Here is a 20,560-nt window from a genome sequence, read left to right on the forward strand (position 1 = left end):
ATGATCAGCGCCTATACCGGAACCCACATCCGAGAAGTCGAAAAGCAGCTTCTTGAGGCAAGTGCGGACACCGGTATGGGCGCTGTTCTGATGCAGAGGGCCGCCTACGGCCTCGCCAACACGGTGATCCGCGAACTGCGGGACCGCGGCCTGCGGGCCTACGGCTGCAGCGTCACGGTGCTTGCCGGCAAGGGGAACAACGGCGGGGACGGCCTCTACGCCGCGGCGCTGCTGGCCCGCCGTGGCCTCCGGACGACGGCGGTGCTCACTGCCGGGCAGGCCCACCCGGCCGGCCTGGCGGCATTCCGCGCAGCGGGCGGCCGGGACACCGTCCTCACCGAGTCCAACGCGGCTTACCTCGCCGCGGCAGCCGCCCGGACCGACGTCGTGCTTGACGCGGTCCTCGGAACCGGCGCCCAAGGTGGACTGCGCGGTCCGGCGGCAGCACTGATCGAAGCGCTGGGCCGTTCCCGCCCACGGCTGGTGGTGGCCTGCGACATCCCCAGCGGCGTCGACGCCGATACCGGCGAGGCGTACGGCCCGGTCCTGGCGGCCGAGGTGACAGTAACTTTCGGTGCGGCGAAGGCCGGCCTGCTCGCCGACCCCGGCGCGGACTTCACCGGCCGGCTGCGGACCATCCCGATCGGCATCGAGCACGCCCTTGGGGCCCCGGCGCTGCGCCGCCTCGAGGCCGCTGACCTGGCCGCGCTGCTGCCGCACGCCGGCCGGCGCTCCCACAAGTACTCCCGGGGCGTGCTTGGCGTCGTCGCCGGTTCCACGCGCTACCCGGGGGCCGCCGTGCTCGCCTGCCGGGGCGCCCTGGCGGCCGGCGCCGGCATGGTCCGCTACCTGGGGCCTCCGGAGGTCGCTGACCTGGTCCGCCAGTCCTGTCCGGAGGTGGTGTGCGGCACGAGCGTCGCGGACGCCCACGTTCAGGCCTGGCTCCTCGGCCCGGGGCTGGACGAGGGAGCCCACGAACAGCTGGAGCGCGTCCGCGAGGCGGCGTCCACCGGGCTCCCCATCGCGGCCGACGCCGGCGCGCTCCCGGCGCTGCCCCGCCAACTTTCCCCGCAGACCGTGCTCACCCCGCATGCCGGCGAACTGGCCGCCCTCTTGGGCCGCTATGGCGCCGGCCCGGCGCGCTCCGGCGTCGAGGACGCAACGCTCTCCGCCGTCGGGCAAGCCGCCGGGCTGACGGGGGCGACGGTGCTGCTCAAGGGCGCCACCACGCTCGTGGCCGCACCGTCGGGGGCAGTCTTCAGCCAGGCCGAGGCCAGCCCCTGGATGGCCACCGCCGGCAGCGGCGACGTCCTCGCCGGTGTGCTCGGGTCCCTGCTGGCCCAGCTCGGGGACGATGCCGCGGTCTTCGGTGCCCGCGGCATGGGCGGCCCGGACCGGTGGGCCGCCGTCGCCGCGCTGGCCGCCAGCCTGCACGGCCGCGCCGGAACCCTCGCCTCCGGCGGCGGACCGATCACGGCGTCGGCCATAGCGGACGCGCTGCCGGAGGTCATCGGGAGGTGTAACAAAGCCCGCGCATAGTACGCCCGGTCAATTAGTAACCCTACTTACCAGTAGTCTGTCTAGAGATAGTTCGCATCGCACGAGGAGTACACATGGAAGTCTGGCCCGGAACGGCTTACCCGCTGGGAGCCACCTTTGACGGCACCGGCACCAATTTCGCCCTGTTCAGCGAACAGGCCGAACGGGTCGAACTCTGCCTGCTGGCTGATGACCTGAGTGAAACGCGGATCGAGCTGACCGAGGTGGACGGCTACGTCTGGCACTGCTACCTGCCGCAGATCCAGCCCGGCCAGAAATACGGCTACCGCGTCCACGGCCCGTACGAACCCGAAAACGGCAACCGCTTCAATGCCAACAAGCTGCTGCTGGACCCCTATGCGAAGGCCGTCCAGGGCCAGATCGACTGGGACCCGGCGCTCTTCACCTACGAATTCGGTGACCCCGACTCCCGCAACGACGCCGACTCGGCGCCGCACACGATGCACGGCGTGGTCATCAACCCGTTCTTCGAGTGGGACGGCGACCGCCAGCTGCGGATCCCCTACCACCAGTCGGTCATCTACGAAGCCCACGTCAAGGGCTTGACGGAGTTGCACCCGGATATTCCGGAAGAACAGCGCGGCACCTACGCCGGCGTCGCCCACCCGGCGGTCATCGAGCACATGAAGAAGCTCGGTGTCACGGCCATCGAGCTTATGCCCGTCCACCAGTTCGTCAACGACGGGACGCTCGTGGAGAAGGGCCTCAACAACTACTGGGGCTACAACACCATCGGCTTCTTCGCCCCGCAGAACACCTACAGCTCATCCGGCGACGTCGGACACCAGGTCCAGGAATTCAAGGCCATGGTCCGTGAGCTGCACCGCGCCGGCATCGAGGTCATCCTCGACGTCGTCTACAACCACACGGCCGAAGGCAACCACCTCGGCCCAACGCTGTCCTTCAAGGGCATCGACAACCAGGCCTACTACCGCCTGGTCGACGGCGACCTGAAGCACTATATGGACTACACCGGCACGGGCAACTCGCTCAACGTGCGCCACCCGCACTCCCTGCAGCTGCTGATGGACTCCCTGCGCTACTGGGTGACAGAAATGCACGTTGACGGCTTCCGCTTCGACCTCGCCTCCACCCTTGCCCGCGAGTTCTACGACGTCGACAAGCTCTCCACCTTCTTCGAACTGATCCAGCAGGATCCGATTGTGTCCCAGGTGAAGCTGATCGCCGAGCCGTGGGACGTCGGCCCCGGCGGCTACCAGGTCGGCAACTTCCCGCCGCAGTGGACCGAGTGGAACGGCAAGTACCGGGACACCGTCCGCGACTTCTGGCGCGGCGAACCGTCAACCCTGGGCGAATTCGCCTCCCGCCTGACCGGCTCGGCGGACCTCTACGAGAGCTCCGCCCGGCGCCCGGTGGCCTCCATCAACTTCGTCACCGCGCACGACGGCTTCACCATGCGGGACCTGGTCTCCTACAACGAGAAGCACAACGAGGCCAACGGCGAAGGCAACAACGACGGCGAATCGCACAACCGCTCGTGGAACTGCGGCGAGGAAGGCGACACCGACAACGACACCGTGTTGACCCTCCGCGCCCGCCAGCAGCGGAACTTCATTGCCACGCTGCTGCTCTCGCAGGGCGTGCCGATGCTGCTGCACGGCGATGAACTGGGGCGCACCCAGCAGGGCAATAACAACACCTACTGCCAGGACTCCGAATTGAGCTGGGTGCACTGGGAAGCCATGGACCAGCCGCTCGTGGAGTTCACCGCCTTCGTCAACAAGATCCGCCACGACCACCCGACGTTCCGCCGCAGCCGCTTCTTCGACGGCCGGCCGGTCGTCCGCGGTGAGGGCGAGAAACTGCCCGACATCGTCTGGCTGAAGACCGACGGCAGCGAAATGCTGCCCGAGGACTGGGGCAGCGGCTTCGGCCGGACCATCGGTGTCTTCTACAACGGCCACGGCATCCAGGAGCAGGACTCGCGCGGCCGCCGGATCACCGACGACAGCTTCCTGATGGCCTTCAACGCCCACGACGACAATGTGGACTTCGTCCTGCCCAACGAGGAGTACTCGCCTTTCTGGGAGCTGCTCGTGGACACCGCGGACCAGGCCGACAAGGAAGAACCGCTCAAGGCCGGTGCCGCGCTGACGCTGGCGGCCAAGTCCATGGTGGTGCTGCGCGCCTACTCGGGGCCCGAAGTTGAGGTGGACTACTCCGCCGCCGCGTCGCTGGCCTCGATGGCCGAGCACGAGGACGCCCAGGAGGAGATGGTGGAGGCGCAGACCAAGGCTGCCGAAACCAGCGCCGCCAAGGCTTCCGCTTCATGAGGACCCCGGCCTCGACCTACCGGCTGCAGATCCGGCCGGGCTTCACCCTGCAGGATGCCGCCGCCACCGTGCCGTACCTGAAGGCCCTGGGCGTCGACTGGGTCTACCTGTCGCCGATCCTGACGGCGGAGCAGGGGTCGGACCACGGGTACGACGTCACCGACCCGGCCTCGATCGACCCGGACCGCGGCGGCCCGGAGGGACTGGCGGCAGTCTCCCGGGCCGCGCGGGACGCCGGCATGGGCGTGCTCGTGGACATCGTGCCCAACCATGTCGGCGTCGCCACCCCGGTGCAGAACCCCTGGTGGTGGTCGCTGCTCAAGGAAGGCCAGCAGTCGCGGTACGCCCAGGCGTTCGACGTCGACTGGGACTTCGGCGGCGGCCGGATCCGGATTCCGGTCCTCGGCGACGACTCTGACGTCGACGCCCTCGAGGTCCGCGACGGCGAACTGCGGTACTACGACCACCGGTTCCCGCTGGCGGAGGGCAGCTACACCGCAGGGGAGGACCCGCGCGAGGTCCACGACCGGCAGCACTACGAACTCGTGGGCTGGCGCCGCGCCGACAACGACCTCAACTACCGCCGGTTCTTCGCGGTCAACACCCTCGCCGGGATCAAAGTCGAGATCCCGGAAGTCTTCGATGAGGCGCACGCAGAGGTGGTCCGCTGGTTCCGTGAGGGCCTGGTCGACGGCCTGCGCATCGACCACCCGGACGGCCTCGCGGATCCGGCCGGCTACCTCCGGCGGCTGCGCGAAGTGACCGGCGGGGCCTACCTGCTGATCGAGAAAATCCTGGAGCCGGGGGAGGAACTCCCCGCCGGCTTCGAATGCGAGGGGACCACCGGGTACGACGCGCTCGCGGACGTGGACAGGGTCCTCGTGGACCCGGCCGGGCAGGCCGGCCTCGACGCGCTGGACGCCTCGCTGCGCGGCGGGGACACCGCGGACTACGAGGAAATGATCCGCGGCACCAAGCGCCGGATCACGGACGGGATCCTGCACTCGGAGATGCTGCGGCTGGCCCGACTGGTCCCGGCGCACACCGGGCTCACCACGGAGGCAGCGGCGGACGCGCTCTCCGAAATCACCGCGGCCTTCCCGGTATACCGCAGCTACCTGCCCGAGGGGGAGGACGTGCTGCGCGAGGCCTGCGAACTCGCCGTCCGGCGGCGCCCCGAACTCGAGGCGGCCGTCCAGGCGCTGCTGCCGCTGCTGCTCCGTGCCGGCCCCGGTGCCGACGAGGAACTGGGCCGGCGCTTCCAGCAAACCTCCGGCATGGTGATGGCCAAGGGCGTCGAGGACACCGCCTTCTTCCGGTATACCCGGCTGGGCACCCTCACCGAAGTCGGCGCCGACCCCACCGAGTTCGCGCTGTCGACGGACGAGTTCCACGCCCGGATGGCCCGACGCCAGGCCCGGCAGCCGTTGTCCATGACCACGCTCAGCACCCACGACACGAAACGCAGCGAGGACACCCGGGCCCGGATTTCGGTGCTCGCGGAGCTGGCCCCGGAATGGACCGCATCGCTGCGCCGGCTGCAGGAGCTCGCCCCGCTGCCCGACGGCCCCCTGGCCAACCTGCTGTGGCAGGCGGTCGCCGGTGTCTGGCCCGCGGACCGGGACCGGCTCCAGTCCTACGCCCAGAAGGCCGCCCGCGAGGCCGGCAACTCGACCAACTGGCTCGACCCCAATGCGGAGTTCGAAGCGAAGCTGTCGGCGGCGGTCGACGCGGCCTTTGACAACGCCGAGGTGCGCGCCGAACTCGATGCCCTGGTGGCGCTGCTGGACCCGTACGGCTCCGCCAACGCGCTGTCCGCCAAACTCGTCCAGCTCACCATGCCCGGAGTGCCGGACGTGTACCAGGGCACCGAGTTCTGGGACCGTTCGCTGACCGACCCGGACAACCGGCGCCCCTTCGACTTCGGGGTCCGGCGCGCCGCCCTCAAAGCGATCGACGCGGGCGAGCTCCCGGCGTCGTACCGGCACGACGCCGCGAAACTGCTGGTCACCTCCCGGGCCCTCCGGCTGCGGCGGGACCGGCCGGAGCTGTTCACCGGCTACGCCGCGGTTCCGGCCACCGGGTCCGCCGCCGGCCACCTGATCGCCTTTGACCGCGGGTCCGGCACGCCGGGGGCCATCACCCTGGCCACGAGACTGCCCCGAGGCCTCGAACAGCGGGGAGGCTGGCAGGACACCGCTTTTCGTCTCGCCGTCGCCGTGACCGACCAGCTCAGCGGCCGGTCCTTCGGCCCGGGCACGGTGGAAGTCGCGGACATCCTGCGCGACTACCCGGTGGCACTGCTCGTGCCGGCCGCCTGAACGCACGTCCTGACGAACCAATAGAGGGGAACGGCAATGACTCTGCCCGCACACGGAACCGAACGCTTCGACCTCTGGGCACCCAAAGCCCAGCACGTCACGCTGCTCGCCGGCGGACAGCGGTACCCGATGGGCCCCGCGTCCGGCGACGGCCGTGACGGCTGGTGGACCGCCCCGGAGGCGCCTGCTTCGGGCGAGGTGGACTACGGCTACCTGCTGGACGGGGACACGACGCCGCTGCCGGACCCGCGGTCCCGCCGCCAGCCCGACGGCGTGCACTCGCTCTCCCGGACGTTCGACGCCGGCGCCCATGAGTGGGCCGACGGCGCCTGGCAGGGCCGCGGGCTGCAGGGCGGCGTGATCTACGAGCTGCACCTGGGCACCTTCACGCCCGAAGGGACCCTCGACGCAGCGGCCGGAAAGCTCGGCTACCTGGCGGACCTCGGCGTCGACTTCGTGGAACTGCTGCCGGTCAACGGGTTCAACGGCACCCATAACTGGGGCTACGACGGAGTCCTCTGGTACACCGTGCACGAGGGCTACGGCGGGCCGGCCGCCTACCAGCGTTTCGTCGACGCGGCCCACGCGGCCGGGCTGGGCGTCATCCAGGACGTGGTCTACAACCACCTCGGTCCCAGCGGTAACTACCTGCCCCGGTTCGGGCCCTACCTCAAATCCGGGGAAGGAAACACCTGGGGCGACTCGGTCAACCTGGACGGCCCCGGCTCCGACGTCGTCCGCGACTACATCCTGGCGAACGCGGCCATGTGGCTGCGCGACTACCACGTGGACGGGCTCCGCCTCGATGCCGTGCACGCCTTCAAGGACGAGCGCGCGGTGCACCTGCTCGAGGACTTCGGTGCCCTGGCCGATGCCGTCGCGGCCGAAACCGGGCGGCCGGCGACCATGATTGCCGAGTCGGACCTGAACAACCCGCGCCTGCTCTACCCGCGGGACGTCAACGGCTACGGCCTGGCCGGGCAGTGGAGCGACGACTTCCACCACGCGGTCCACGTCAACGTCAGCGGCGAAACCACCGGTTACTACAGCGACTTCGATTCACTCGCGGCGCTGGCCAAGGTCCTCGTCGACGGGTTCTTCCACGACGGCAGTTACTCCAGCTTCCGGGAACGGCACCACGGCCGTCCCATCAACCCGTCACTGGTCCGCCCTGCCGCCCTGGTGGTGTGCAGCCAGAACCACGACCAGATCGGCAACCGGGCCACCGGCGACCGGCTCTCCCAGAGCCTCGGATATGGCCCGCTGGCGCTCGCCGCCGTCGCGACCCTGACCTCGCCGTTCACCCCGATGCTGTTCATGGGCGAGGAGTACGGCGCCACTACGCCGTGGCAGTTCTTCACCTCGCACCCGGAGCCCGAACTGGGCAAGGCCACCGCGGAGGGCAGGATCAAGGAGTTCGAACGGATGGGCTGGGACCCCGCCGTCGTGCCGGACCCGCAGGACCCGGCAACGTTCACCCGCTCCAAGCTGGACTGGGCCGAGGCCCAGGCCGGCGACCACGCGCGGCTGCTGGAGCTGTACCGGAAGCTGATCGCGCTGCGCCGCGCGACCCCGGAGCTCGCCGGGCTCGGTTTCGAGGACACCGCCGTTGCCTTCAGCGAGGCCGACCGCTGGCTGCGCCTGCGCCGCGGCAGCGTGGAGGTGGCGATGAACTTCTCCGCCGAACCCCGCCAGGTTGCCGTGGGCGGCGGCTCGCTGCTACTGGCCACCGAGGACGGGGTCGCGCTTGCGGCCGGCCAGGTCGAGCTGCCCGGCCACAGCGCCGCCGTCGTCTCGAAATAGGAAAGGATAGTACCCATGACGTACCTTGCAGCAGAGAACCGCTATGACTCCATGCCCTACCGCCGGGTGGGCCGCAGCGGCCTGAAACTGCCCGCCATTTCGCTGGGCCTCTGGCACAACTTCGGTGACGACAAACCGTTCGAGGTCCAGCGCGCCATCCTGCGCCGCGCGTTCGACCTGGGCGTCACCCACTTCGACCTCGCCAACAACTACGGCCCGCCCTACGGCAGCGCCGAGACCAACTTCGGCCGCCATTTCAAGGACGACTTCGCCCCGTACCGGGACGAACTGGTCATCTCCAGCAAGGCCGGCTACGACATGTGGCCGGGGCCCTACGGCAACTGGGGCTCCCGCAAGTACCTGCTGGCCAGCTTGGACCAGTCGCTGACCCGCATGGGCCTGGACTACGTCGACATTTTCTACAGCCACCGGCCCGACCCGGAAACCCCGCTGGAAGAAACCATGGGTGCCCTGGACCAGGCCGTCCGCTCCGGCAAGGCCCTGTACGCCGGCATCTCCTCCTACACCCCGGAGCAGACCCTCGAGGCCGCCCGGATCCTCAAGGAACTTGGCACCCCGCTGCTGATCCACCAGCCCAGTTACTCGATGCTGAACCGCTGGACCGAGAACGGCAGCCCCAGCCTCTACGAGGCGCTGGAGCAGGTGGGCGCCGGAGCCATTGCCTTCTCGCCGCTGGCGCAGGGCATGCTCACCGACCGCTACCTCGACGGCGTTCCGAAGGATTCCCGCGCGGCACAGGACAAGTCCCTGGACCAAGGCATGATTTCAGGCGAAAACCTGGACCGGGTGCGCGGGCTCAACCGGATCGCCGAGGGCCGGGGCCAGACCCTGGCCCAGATGGCGATCGCCTGGATCCTCCGCGAGCAGGGCAAGGGCACCTCGGTGACGTCCGCGCTGGTCGGCGCGTCCAGCGTCCGCCAGCTCGAGGACACCCTGGCCGCGGTCGACAATCTGGAATTCACGTCCGATGAGCTGGACGCGATCGACGAGTTCGCCGTCGAGTCCGACATCAATCTCTGGACCCAGAAGTAACCCGGCACGGGGCCGACCCTGGCAGCACGTGCCGGCCGTAACAGATTCGGTGCCGCGGCCGGGAACAACTTGAGTCCCGGCGCCGTTGACTAGAATGCAAGGGCGCCGCATGGCGTTGTGCCCGTTTGCCGCCGTCGTACATCAGAGTGCGGCCGCGCCGGGCGCGTGAAGTTTGTTCTCAAAGGGAGTTTCGTGTCTGCAAATCCGATTCGTGTTGCAATCGTGGGCGTGGGTAACTGCGCCACGTCGCTGGTCCAGGGTGTCGAGTACTACCGGGACGCCGATCCCGAGGCCACGATCCCGGGTCTGATGCACGTCCAGTTCGGCAAGTACCACGTCAATGACGTGCAGTTCGTCGCGGCTTTCGACGTCGACGGCAAGAAGGTTGGCCAGGACCTGTCCGCCGCGATCCTCGCCAGCGAAAACAACACCATCAAGATCGCCGACGTCCCGCCCACCGGCGTCACGGTCCAGCGCGGCCCGACCCTCGACGGCCTCGGCAAGTACTACCTCGAGACCATCGAGCAGTCCCCGGAGGAGCCGGTCGACGTCGTCCAGGCCCTCAAAGACGCCCAGGTCGACGTGATGGTCTGCTACCTGCCGGTCGGTTCCCAGCAAGCCGCCGAGTACTACGCCCAGTGCGCCATCGACGCCGGTGTGGCGTTCGTCAACGCTCTGCCGGTGTTCATCGCTGGGACCAAGGAATGGGCGGACAAGTTCACCGCCGCCGGCGTGCCGATCGTGGGCGACGACATCAAGAGCCAGATCGGTGCCACCATCACGCACCGCGTCATGGCCAAGCTGTTCGAGGACCGCGGCGTCACCCTGGACCGCACCTACCAGCTGAACGTCGGCGGCAACATGGACTTCAAGAACATGCTCGAGCGGGACCGCCTCGAATCCAAGAAGATCTCCAAGACGCAGGCCGTCACCTCCAACGTCGAGGCCGAACTCGCCGCCAAGGATGTTCACATCGGCCCGTCGGACTACGTCCAGTGGCTCGACGACCGCAAGTGGGCCTTCGTCCGCCTCGAGGGCCGCAACTTCGGCGACGCGCCCGTCTCGCTCGAATACAAGCTGGAGGTCTGGGACTCGCCCAACTCCGCCGGCGTGATCATCGACGCCGTCCGTGCCGCCAAGATCGGCCTGGACCGCGGCATCGGCGGCCCGCTGCTCTCGGCGTCGAGCTACTTCATGAAGTCCCCGCCGGAGCAGTTCAACGACGACCTCGCCCGCGAAAAGGTCGAGGCCTTCATCCGCGGCGACCTGGAGCGCTAAGCCCCACCGTCCCTCGAGTTGCCCTATCACTTACGGCGCCTAAACAGCCGGTTTAGCCGCCACAAGTGATAGGGCAACCGGCGTTTAACGGCCGTGGAGCGCTAGGCGGACCCGTCGGACGGCACCGCGGAAGTCGTCCGCCAGGTCGTCGGCGTTGAATTTAAAGTAGCACCAGCCAGCCGCGTTGAACCTTTCGTCGCGGCGATTGTCGCGGGACTGTTGTTCGCGCGTGAGGTGGTGGCCGCCGTCGTACTGGATTGCAACCCTTTGCCTCCGGTATCCGAGGTCGGCCGCTGGGGAGAGAGGCTCGTCCGGCACCATCCTGAGCTGCAGCTCCGGCTCCGGCAGCCCGGCCGCGGTCAATGCCAGTCGCAGGAAGGTTTCCGGCGCGGAGTCGGAGCCGGGCCGGATGAGCTCCAGCGCCTGGCGCGCTTTCACGATTCCTTTGAGCTTGGGGTGCCGGGTGAGCATGTCCCGCAGCTGGGGGAGTGTCGCCCACGGCACCGAACGGCCCTCCAGCTCCAGGCGGGGCTGCCGTACGAGCTGATCGCCGACGGCTACGAGATCCTCCAACGGCAGGATGCGGGCAAGGTCCAACCACGTCCGGGCAGGCGTTGAAATCCGGATGCCGTCCCAGACCATGAGCTCGTCGTCGAACGCAAGAACGGTATGGCCTACAACGCCCTCGCGCCGGACGGGCGGCAGCGCCTTCGGCTTGCTGAGATGGAGCTCCCGGCAGCCACGAAACCACGACGGGAGCCACAGTCCCAGCAACACAGCGGCCGTAAGGTGCGAAATCCACGCGCCCGGCGTCGCGGCAGAAAGGGCGCGGGCCAGGCCGCGGAGCTCGAACTCCCAGCCGGCGGGCAGGTAGAGCGACCGGCCGGCCGTCGCGAGGTCGGAAGCGCGGAGCCGTGACGTTCCCAGCGCCGCGGCCCGCGCTTCATAGACGGTAAACGGGGCGAGGCGAGGTGGGCCGGCAAGGCAACAGGTGGTCGCATGCGGACCATTCTTGTCCGAACGCCGGATCCCCGCTCCGGATATCCACAGGTGCCCGTTGAGCTATCACTTTTGGCCCCCATCCGGCGGGAATGGCAGCCAAGAGTGATAGCGCAACGGGGTTAGAAAAGGCCGACCGGGTTGCCGTCGGCGTCGACGTCCATCCGCATCGCGGCCGGGACCTTGGGCAGGCCCGGCATGGTCATCACCGCGCCCGTGAGCGCCACGATGAACCCGGCCCCGGTCTTGGGAATCAGGTCGCGAACGTGGACCGTGAAGCCCTTCGGAGCGCCCAGCTTGGTGGCGTCGTCGCTGAAGGAGTACTGCGTCTTCGCCATGCAGACCGGCATCCCGGACCAGCCGTTCTTCTCGATTTCTGCGAGCCGCTTGAGCGCCGGGACGGAAAAGTCGACGCCGTCGGCCCCGTAGATCTCCTGCACGATGGTGCGGATCTTGTCCTCCACGGTCATCTCCAGCGGGTACAAGTGCCGGAAGCCGTGCGGGGCGTCGATGGCGGCGGCGACCTTCGCGGCGAGTTCATCGCCGCCGTCGCCGCCTCCGCCGCGGCCCCAGACGTCTGCAACGGCGGCCTGCACGCCCTCCGCGGAGCACCAGTCCAGCAGCCAGTCCAGCTCCTCCTGGGTATCCGTGCCGAACCTGTTGATGGCCACCACCGGGGTGATGCCGAACCTCTCCACGTTGCGCACGTGCCGCTGCAGGTTGGCGACGCCGGCGGCCAGCGCCTCGACGTTGGGCTCCTTGAGCTGGTTCTTGGCGACGACGCCGTGCATCTTGAGCGCGCGGATGGTCGCCACCACCACGACGGCGGACGGCGCGACGTCGGCCATCCTCGCCTTGATGTCCATGTACTTCTCGGCGCCCAGGTCGGCGCCGAAGCCGGCCTCGGTGATGACGACGTCGGCCAGGGACCGCGCCGTCTGGGTGGCGATCAGCGAGTTGCAGCCGTGGGCGATGTTGGCGAACGGACCGCCGTGCACCAAAGCCGGGGTGCCGGCGATGGTCTGCACCAGATTGGGCTTGATCGCGTCCTTGAGCAGCATGGTCAGGGCGCCCTGGACGCCGAGGTCGGCCACCGTGACCGGCTCCCGGTCGTAGGTGTAGCCGAAGGTGATCCGGCCCAGCCGGGTGCGCAGGTCGTTCAGGTCGGTGGCGAGGCAGAACACCGCCATGATCTCCGAGGCCACGGTGATGTCGAAGCCGTCCTGCCGCGGCACGCCCTGCGTCGGGCCGCCCAGGCCGATCACGACCTCGCGCAGTGCCCGGTCGTTCATGTCCAGCACCCGCTTGAATGTCATCCGGCGCGGATCGATGTTGAGCGCGTTGCCCTGGTAGATGTGGTTGTCCACGAGCGCCATCAGCGCGTTGTTCGCCGAGGTGATGGCGTGGAAGTCCCCGGTGAAATGCAGGTTGATCTCGTCCATCGGGAGGACCTGGGAGTAGCCGCCGCCGGTCGCGCCGCCCTTCATGCCCAGGATCGGCCCCAGTGAGGGCTCGCGCAGCGCGATCATCACCCGGTGCCCAGCCCGGGCCAGGGAGTCGGCCAGGCCCACGGTGGTGGTGGACTTGCCCTCGCCGGCCGGTGTCGGGGACATCGCCGAGACCAGCACCACCTTGCCGGGGGCGTGTGCACCGTCCAGTTCCAGCTTGGCCGGGTCAATCTTCGCCTTGTAGCGGCCGTAGAATTCCAGTGCCTCGGGGTTGATCCCGGCGGCGGCGGCGATATCCTCGATCGGCCGCATGGTGGCCCGCTGCGCGATTTCCAGGTCGCTCGGGACCGGCACCTGGGCGGCCCCGCTGGCGCCCCCATCGGCGGTGGCGTGCCCGGCTGCTGCGGTTTCCGTGGTGTTCTCAGACATCGTTGTCCTTCGGCTCGTGGCGTCGTGGCGCTCCCGCCGGTGGTTACGGCGGGGCGCCCGGTCTGATCCCGGTCAAGGCGTGTGGGCCACCGGGATGCTTCGTGTTCCAAAATACTGGACCAGGGCGGCCTGGTAGCTCTCCAGCGTGATCGCGGCGGTGCGCTGCCACCCGAAGCCCTGGGCATGCACGGATGCCGCGCGGCCCATGTCCTCCCGGGTGGCCGGGTCGTCATGCAGGGCCTCGAGCGCATCGGCCCAGTCCGCTGCCTTGTGGCCCTCCACCAGCAACCCGGTCCGGCCGTCGAAGATGGCCCGGGACAGGCCGCCGACCCTCGTGGCCACCACGGGGGTGCCGCAGGCCTGGGCCTCCAAGGCGACGAGACCGAAGGACTCACTGTAGGAGGGCATCACCACGACGTCGGCCGAGCGGTACCAGCCGGCCAGCTTGGGCGCGCTGACCGGCGGGTGGTGCGTGACGACGTCGTCCATGCCCGCGGCGGTGATCAGCGCCTTGAGGTCGAAATCCTTTGTCCCGCTCACCGCGCCCAGGATGGTGATCTGCAGGTCGATGTCCGGGCGGCGGGCGCGCAGCAGCGCGGCGGCCTTGATCAGGATCTGCGGGCCCTTGAGCCGCTGGATGCGCCCGGCGAACAGCAGGTGGAAGCGCCCCGGCGGGACACCGTGCTGGCTGCGGGCGCGGCTCCGGAAGGCGGGCGTGAACACGGAGAGGTCGACGCCCGGCGGCGCCACATCGATGCGGTCGGGGTCGGCGTCGTAATGCGAAACCAGTTCGGCGGCCTCGGTGCCGGTGTTGGCGATCAGCCGGGCGGCGCCGTCGACGATCCGGTGTTCGCCCTCCTCACGCCGACGCGGCTCCGGCTGCTCGCCGGACTCGAGCAGCAGGTTCTTGACCTTGGCCATGGTGTGCATGGTGTGTACCAGCGGCACCCCCCACAGCTCCGAAAGCTCCAGCCCCGCGACCCCGGAAACCCAATAGTGGGAGTGGACGACGTCGTAGCGGCCATGCGGCTGCAGCTGCTTGATCCGGTCGATTTCTGCGACCATGCTGTGCAGCAGCGCCGGCAGTTCCTCCTTGGGAAGCTTCCTCGGCGGCCCGGCGAGCACGTTGTGGACGCAGACCCCCGGGGACGGGTGCTCGACGGCGGCCTGGCCGGCCGCAGTGGACCGGGTGAAGATCTCCACCTCGACGCCGGTCTCGGCCAGGGCCGCGGCCAGGGCGCGGACGTACACGTTCATGCCCCCGGCGTCACCGGACCCGGGCTGTTCCATCGGCGAGGTGTGCAGGGAGAGGAAAGCGACGCGACGAACCAACGGCATCCTGCTTCCCTCCCTTCGCGCGACGTGGATTCGGTAAAACACTACTCCTGAACCGCGGACCGGTTCGCCGGCGGTTGCGGGCTGCTAACGTGGCGGCTGTGAGCGCAACCGCAGAAACCGCGCCGGCCCCGGCCCCGTGGGCGATCCGTGAGGCCACCCCAGCGGACTGGCCCGCCATCTGGGAGATCCTGGAGCCCGTCATCCGGGCCGGGGAGACCTTCACCTGGGACCGTGACACCACCGAGGCCCTGGCCCACGCCAAGTGGTTCAAGACGGCCCCGGGCCAGACTTTCGTGGCCGTCGGCCGGGGCGAGACCGACGGCGTCGTGCTGGGCACCGGCGAGCTGCACCCGAACCAGGCGGGCGGCGGCAGCCACGTAGCCAACGCCGGCTACATGGTCCGCGCCGGGTATGGCGGCCGGGGCGTGGCCCGCGCGCTGTGCGCCTACTCGCTGGAGGCTGCCCGGGCCGCCGGGTTCCGCGCCATGCAGTTCAACGCCGTGGTGGAAAGCAACGTCCGGGCCGTCGCCGCCTGGCAGGGCATGGGCTTCGAGATCCTCGGCACCATCCCGGAGGCCTTCAACCACCCGCGGCTGGGCTACGTTGGCCTGCATGTGATGTACCGCCGGCTCTAGTACTCCGCGCCCCAGAGTTACGCCGTGCTCCAGAGCGCCGCGAGGTCCGGGAACGCCGCCTCGTAGCCGGCGAGCAGCCGGACCGCGAGCTCCTCCGAATCGACCAGCGGATGCCGGGCGAACGCGGCCAGGGCGGCCTCGCGCCGGCCCCCGCCGTCGGACGCGGACTGCGGGCCGGTGGCCCGAACCACGAGCCGTTCGACCTCTTTGACCCGCCGCATCAGCGCCAGTTGCGCCTCGGCGGGCCGGTCCTGCGGGATCGGAACCACGCCGCCCGGGCCCACCCGGCAGGGGACCTCGACGACGGCGTCCACCGGCAGGCCCGGGATCGCAGCGGCCAGCGCCCCGCCCGGAGCCGGCACCGCGTTGGGGGTGTTGAGCACCAGTTCTGCGTCGCCGCCGCCGGACAGCGCCCGCATCGCCGCCAGGGCAACGCGCTCGTAACCGCCCCCGGCCAGATCATCCTCGTCCCGTTGCTCGCCGGCGGCCCGGGCCTCGGCCAGGTAGCCCTCCTCGCGGGAGCGGCGCGCGGCATCCCAGAGCCGGTACGCCTCCCCGCCGGCGGACGCGAGCCGCGGATAGAGCTCGGCCTGCTGTCGGTGGATGGACTCGCCGCGGGTCTGCGACGCGGCCCGCATGGCGGCCATGGCCCGGGCCGTCTCGTAGTAGTAGTACAGGTACTCGTTCGGGAGGCAGCCTAGCCGGGCCAGGAAGGGCTGGGGAAAGAGCCGGCCCTCCTCGAAGGCGGCCAAGACCCGGGCGTCGGCCAGCAGACCGGGAAGGACGTCCGTGCCGGCGGCCTCCAGCCGGTACAGCCAGCCCAGGTGGTTGAGCCCGTAGTAGCCCGCGCCGTCGAGCCGGCCCTCCGGGAGCGGGACCCCGGCGGCCCGGGCCGCGCGGTGCACCAGCCCGCCGGCCGAATCGCAGATGCCCACCACCCTGCGGCCCAGCACCGGGACCAGCGCCTCGGTCACCATGCCCGCCGGGTTGGTGAAGTTCACCAGCCACGCCTCGGGGCGGAGGCGTTGCATCGCCCGGGCCAGCTCCAGCATCGGCGGGATGGTGCGCAGGGCGTAGGAGATCCCGCCGGCCCCGGTCGTTTCCTGGCCCAGCAGCCCCAGGTCCTGCGCCACCCGCTCGTCGACGGTGCGTCCGGCCGTGCCGCCGGGCCGGATCGCGGCGAACACCATGTCCGCGCCGGTCAGTGCGTCGGCCAGCGAGGTGCTGGTGCGGATGCGTGGTCCGCCGCTGCGTGCCCCTTTCGGTGGCGGCGGCACGGAGGCCAGCACAGCCTCGACGGCGGCGAGCCGGCCGGCGTCGACGTCGTACAGCACCAGCTCCCCGACCAAGCCGGCGAACGGTCCGGCGGAGAGCGCCCGGTAGAGCAGCGGCACCCGGAATCCGCCGCCGCCGGCAATCATGAGCCGCATGCCTGCAGTCTATTCCGCGAGGCGCCGGAGAGCCCGGGGCGCCTGCTACCGCGGGCTACTGGGACGGCGTAGTCTGCCGTGTATGGACGCCATTCCAGCGCCGCGCTTCGACCCGCTCGCCGCCGTCCGGAACCCGGCGGCGAAGGGTCTTGATCTGCTCCTGACGGGCACCGTATTCCAGGACATCATCTTCACCGGGCTACCGCACGCACCCCGGCCAGGGACCGAAATCTGGAGCGAGGGGATGGGCAGCTGCCCCGGCGGGGTGGCGAACCAAGCCATCGCCGCGGCCCGGCTGGGGCTGCGGACCGGGCTCGCCGCCGCGTTCGGCGACGACGGCTACGGCGACTACAACTGGAAAATCCTGGACCGTCAGGAACACGTGGACCTCTCGCTCTCGCGGCGCGTCCCGGGCTGGCACTCGCCGGTGACCGTGTCGCTGAGCGTTGAGAAGGACCGTTCCATGGTGACCCACGGCCACCCGGCGCCGGTCACCTCCACCGAGCTGATCGGCTGCCCGCCGCCCGCGCTCGCCGCCGTCGCGGAGCTGGGCGAGGAGTTGGAACCGTGGGCAGTCGACGCGCACCGGGCCGGCGTGCGGCTCTTTGGCGACGTCGGCTGGGACCCCACCGGAACCTGGGCGCAGGCACGGCTGGACAACCTGCAGTACTTCCACGCCTTTATGCCGAACCAGCAGGAGGCCATGGCCTTCACCGGCAAGGACAACCCGTGGGCCGCGCTCTACACGCTCGCGGACAAGGTCCCGGTGGCTGTGGTGACCCTGGGCCCGCAGGGATCCATGGCGGTGGATTCCGAAACCGGTGAAGAGGAGTGGGTGCCGTCACTGCCGGTTCCGGCCTTCGACCCCACCGGCGCCGGGGACTGCTTCGGAGCGGCGTTCATCGTCGGCTGCTTGGCCGGCTGGCCGCTGGGCGACCGGCTCCGCTTCGCCAACCTGTGCGCCGCCCTGGCCGTGCAGCACGTCGGCGGCTCGCTCGCCGCACCCGGCTGGGGCGACCTTGCCGACTGGTGGCAGCGCGCCAACGCCCGCAAGGAACGCCAGGGCAGCCAATGGCTGCGCCGCTACCGCTTCCTCGAGGAGATCGTGCGCAACGTGCCCCCGGAGGCGCAGCGGCGGGCGACGGCGACCATCGCGCACCTCTCCGACGCGTAGCCCCGGCAGCGCTGGCGCGACATGGGCTCCGCTGGTGGTGATGGGTTGCCGGCCGACGGACATGCCCTCTGGCCGGGCCGGGGATTGGACATATTCCCCATATGTCCACTCGTGGCCCCGACGAATGGGCATGTCCCCCGGCGAGGAATGGGCATGTCCCACAGCGAAGAATGGGCATGCTCCTGGGGCGCGGGGCCGGCCCGAATTCAGGAGCATCTGCCGCCACCCGTAGAATCGTAAAGTGATATACCCAGCAGCAACAGGTGATTTCCGGCCCGTGGCGGAAGCAGGTACCGGCCATGTCGAGGAGCGCTCGGCCGTGATCGACCTTGACGCCATCCGGCACAACGTCCGGCGGCTGGCGGCCGTGGCATCGCCGGCCAAGGTGATGGCGGTCGTCAAGGCCGACGCCTACGGACATGGTGCGATCCCCGTCGCCCGTGCCGCCCTCAGTGCCGGGGCCAGCTGGCTCGGCGTCGCACATATTTCCGAGGCGCTGGCCCTGCGGGTCGCCGGAATCGAAGCCCCCCTGCTGGCCTGGCTGCACACCCCCGAAAGCAATTTCGCCGCCGCCGTGGCCGCGGGGATCGACATCGGCTGCTCCGGCTGGGAACTCGGCCGGATCGTCGCCGCCGCCCGCGAGCAGGAACGCCCGGCCCGGATCCACTTGAAGGTCGACACCGGACTCGGCCGCAACGGGGCCACCCTGGAGTCCTGGGACACGCTGCTCGGCGAGGCGATGGAATACCAGGACCAGGGACTGTTGCGCGTCGTGGGGATCTTCTCCCACCTGGCCGTCGCCGACGAACCCGAACGCCCCGAAACCGACGAGCAACTGGCCGCCTTCCGCGAGGTGCTGGCGATGGCCCAGGACGCCGGCGTCGACCCCGAGGTCCGCCACCTCGCCAACACTCCGGCGACGCTGTCCCGGCCGGACACGCATTTCGACCTGGTCCGCGTGGGCCTCGGCATCTACGGCCTCTCACCGTTCGAAGGGCAAAGCTCCGCGGAAGTCGGGCTGCGCCCGGCGATGACCGTCCGCACCGTCGTCGCGCACTGCAAGGACGTGCCTGCAGGCCAGGGGGTCTCTTACGGGCTGAACTATCGCACCGCAGGCAAGAGCACGCTGGGACTCGTCCCCCTGGGCTACGCCGACGGCGTGCCGCGGATCGCCACCGGCGGCCCCATCCGGGTGGATGGTCGGACCTACCCCGTGGTGGGCCGCATCGCCATGGACCAGATGGTGATAGACCTCGGTCCGCTGCACGTCTCCGCGGGGGGGACCACCCTGCTGGGCGCCGAGGCCGTGATGTTCGGCGACGGCGCCGACGGCGGCCCCACCGCCGAGGATTGGGCCCGGGCGGCCGGCACCAACAACTACGAGATCGTCACCCGCATCAGCCCTCGGGTGCCGCGCCGTTACATCAATGAAGAGCCAACGCCCGGCGACGGAGCCGGACAGTGAGCGAAGCGGCCTGGCAGCGGACCCTTACCGTCTGGACCGCCGAGCAGACGCATGCCCTTGCAGCCTCCCTCGGCGCCGGGCTGCAGCCGGGGGACCTGCTGGTCCTCAGCGGCGAACTCGGCGCCGGCAAGACCACCTTCACGCAAGGGCTCGGCGAAGGCCTCGGCGTCCGCGCCGGGATCATCTCGCCCACCTTCGTGCTGGTCCGGATCCATCCCAACCTGCCGGACGGGCCGCGACCCGGCGGCCCGGACCTGGTCCACGTCGACGCCTACCGTCTGGGATCGGCCTCCGAAATCGACGACATCGACCTGGAAAACACCATGGACAGCTCCGTGACCGTGGTGGAATGGGGCCGCGGCCGGGTGGAACACCTGAACGAGAGCCGGCTCGAGGTGGAGCTGCACCGCCAGCTCGGCGGCACCCCGCCCGGCGCACTGACCGGCGGCCAGGCCGCCACCCAGCCCGCCGGCACTGAAGTGCTGGACTTCGACACCGACGACGCCGACGAGCCCCGGACCGTGGTGTTCCGCGGCTTCGGTCCGCGCTGGGCCGAGCCGCCGGCCGCCCTGGCGGCCCTCCCGTCCCTGCCCGCGACCCCGGAAACGGACTGAACATGCTCATCCTTGCCATCGATACCTCGGCCGTTGCCAGCGCGGCGCTCGTCTCCGACGCTTCCCTGGAGTCCGCCGTTGGCAGCTTCGCCACCGCGGACACGCGCAGCCACGCCGAGGTGCTGGCCCCGGGGATCGAACAGCTGCTCTCCGGCGCGGGCCTTCGCGGCGCCGACGTCGACGCGATCGTCACCGGGGTCGGACCGGGACCGTTCACGGGCCTCCGCTCCGGCATCGTCACGGCGCGCAGCCTGGCCTTCGTCTGGCAGAAACCGCTGTACGGGCTGATGAGCCTCGACGCCATTGCCCTGGAGGTGGCCGAGTCCACGGAAGCGGCGTTGGAGTTCATTGTGGCCACCGACGCGCGGCGCAAGGAGGTGTACTGGGCCCGCTATTCCCAGGCCGCCAGCCAGCTGCCGCAACTGCTTGACGGACCGCATGTGGGTTTCGCCGCCGATCTGCCGGACCTTCCGGTCTACGGCGCCGGCGCCGGCCTGTACCCGGACGTCCTGAACGCGGTGCCTGAATTCGCCGGGCGGCAGCCCGAGGCGCTCTCGCTAGGCCAGTTCGCCCTCGCACGCCTCGCCGCGGGGGAGCAACTCCTGGACAGCACCCCGCTGTACCTGCGGGAATCCGACGCGCAGGTCCCCGGGCCGCGGAAGCGCGCGCTGTGAGCGCCCCGGAAACACCGCCGGGGCCGCCCGGCGTGGATCTCCGGC

Annotated in this window: 15 protein-coding genes; 11 read left to right on the forward strand and 4 right to left on the reverse strand. The window is 70.0% G+C overall.

Annotated elements, in window-relative coordinates:
* From ACZ5Z0_RS13525 to ACZ5Z0_RS13550, 6 genes are all read left to right on the forward strand, one after another.
* On the forward strand, positions 1-1,539 hold the full coding sequence (locus ACZ5Z0_RS13525; RefSeq protein ID WP_464108863.1) for an NAD(P)H-hydrate epimerase: 1,539 nt from the start codon (positions 1-3) through the stop codon (positions 1,537-1,539).
* 74 nt (positions 1,540-1,613) lie between these two features.
* A complete protein-coding gene (gene glgX, locus ACZ5Z0_RS13530; protein WP_464108864.1) occupies positions 1,614-3,854 on the forward strand; it encodes a glycogen debranching protein GlgX in 2,241 nt (746 codons plus the stop codon).
* Positions 3,851-6,175 (forward strand): malto-oligosyltrehalose synthase, encoded by a 2,325-nt coding sequence (treY, locus tag ACZ5Z0_RS13535; RefSeq protein ID WP_464108865.1) that lies wholly within the window; start codon positions 3,851-3,853, stop codon positions 6,173-6,175. Before glgX ends, treY begins: the two co-directional genes overlap by 4 nt.
* 36 nt (positions 6,176-6,211) lie before the next feature.
* Positions 6,212-7,978: a malto-oligosyltrehalose trehalohydrolase gene (gene treZ / locus ACZ5Z0_RS13540; RefSeq protein WP_464108866.1), complete on the forward strand. Its 1,767-nt coding sequence runs from the start codon at positions 6,212-6,214 to the stop codon at positions 7,976-7,978.
* Between the two features lie 15 nt (positions 7,979-7,993).
* Positions 7,994-9,031 carry an L-glyceraldehyde 3-phosphate reductase gene (gene mgrA, locus ACZ5Z0_RS13545; RefSeq protein ID WP_464108867.1) on the forward strand — a complete coding sequence of 346 codons (1,038 nt, stop codon included), beginning with the start codon at positions 7,994-7,996 and terminating at the stop codon, positions 9,029-9,031.
* A 192-nt stretch (positions 9,032-9,223) separates the two neighbouring features.
* Positions 9,224-10,309 carry an inositol-3-phosphate synthase gene (locus ACZ5Z0_RS13550; protein WP_464108868.1) on the forward strand — a complete coding sequence of 362 codons (1,086 nt, stop codon included), beginning with the start codon at positions 9,224-9,226 and terminating at the stop codon, positions 10,307-10,309.
* An 84-nt stretch (positions 10,310-10,393) separates the two neighbouring features.
* Here the strand turns inward: ACZ5Z0_RS13550 and ACZ5Z0_RS13555 are convergent, their stop codons facing one another.
* The 3 genes from ACZ5Z0_RS13555 to mshA form a co-directional block, all read right to left on the reverse strand.
* Positions 10,394-11,086, reverse strand: coding sequence for an endonuclease domain-containing protein (locus tag ACZ5Z0_RS13555; RefSeq protein ID WP_464108869.1), 693 nt, complete (start codon positions 11,084-11,086; stop codon positions 10,394-10,396).
* Between the two features lie 344 nt (positions 11,087-11,430).
* Positions 11,431-13,068 (reverse strand): formate--tetrahydrofolate ligase, encoded by a 1,638-nt coding sequence (locus tag ACZ5Z0_RS13560; protein ID WP_464110788.1) that lies wholly within the window; start codon positions 13,066-13,068, stop codon positions 11,431-11,433.
* A 189-nt stretch (positions 13,069-13,257) separates the two neighbouring features.
* Positions 13,258-14,523 carry a D-inositol-3-phosphate glycosyltransferase gene (gene mshA / locus ACZ5Z0_RS13565; RefSeq protein WP_464108870.1) on the reverse strand — a complete coding sequence of 422 codons (1,266 nt, stop codon included), beginning with the start codon at positions 14,521-14,523 and terminating at the stop codon, positions 13,258-13,260.
* Positions 14,524-14,621: 98 nt separating this feature from the next.
* On the opposite strand from mshA, the gene ACZ5Z0_RS13570 reads away from it, so the two are divergent.
* On the forward strand, positions 14,622-15,158 hold the full coding sequence (locus ACZ5Z0_RS13570) for an N-acetyltransferase family protein (protein WP_464108871.1): 537 nt from the start codon (positions 14,622-14,624) through the stop codon (positions 15,156-15,158).
* 17 nt (positions 15,159-15,175) lie between these two features.
* Here the strand turns inward: ACZ5Z0_RS13570 and ACZ5Z0_RS13575 are convergent, their stop codons facing one another.
* Positions 15,176-16,588 carry a family 4 glycosyl hydrolase gene (locus tag ACZ5Z0_RS13575; RefSeq protein WP_464108872.1) on the reverse strand — a complete coding sequence of 471 codons (1,413 nt, stop codon included), beginning with the start codon at positions 16,586-16,588 and terminating at the stop codon, positions 15,176-15,178.
* 82 nt (positions 16,589-16,670) lie between these two features.
* Here ACZ5Z0_RS13575 and ACZ5Z0_RS13580 point away from each other — a divergent pair, with 82 nt between their 5' ends.
* The 4 genes from ACZ5Z0_RS13580 (at position 16,671) to tsaB (ending at position 20,515) form a co-directional block, all read left to right on the forward strand.
* The gene (locus ACZ5Z0_RS13580) at positions 16,671-17,762 is read left to right on the forward strand and encodes a carbohydrate kinase family protein (protein ID WP_464108873.1); all 1,092 of its coding nucleotides are present in this window, start codon (positions 16,671-16,673) and stop codon (positions 17,760-17,762) included.
* A gap of 241 nt (positions 17,763-18,003) precedes the next feature.
* Entirely contained in the window at positions 18,004-19,227 is a 1,224-nt protein-coding gene (gene alr / locus ACZ5Z0_RS13585) for an alanine racemase (RefSeq protein WP_464108874.1), read from the forward strand.
* Positions 19,224-19,841: a tRNA (adenosine(37)-N6)-threonylcarbamoyltransferase complex ATPase subunit type 1 TsaE gene (gene tsaE / locus ACZ5Z0_RS13590; RefSeq protein ID WP_464108875.1), complete on the forward strand. Its 618-nt coding sequence runs from the start codon at positions 19,224-19,226 to the stop codon at positions 19,839-19,841. The genes alr and tsaE overlap by 4 nt, the downstream gene beginning before the upstream one ends.
* A 2-nt stretch (positions 19,842-19,843) precedes the next feature.
* Entirely contained in the window at positions 19,844-20,515 is a 672-nt protein-coding gene (gene tsaB, locus ACZ5Z0_RS13595; RefSeq protein WP_464108876.1) for a tRNA (adenosine(37)-N6)-threonylcarbamoyltransferase complex dimerization subunit type 1 TsaB, read from the forward strand.
* Positions 20,516-20,560: the final 45 nt, after the last annotated feature.

The organism is Arthrobacter sp. T2-23, from assembly GCF_055398325.1.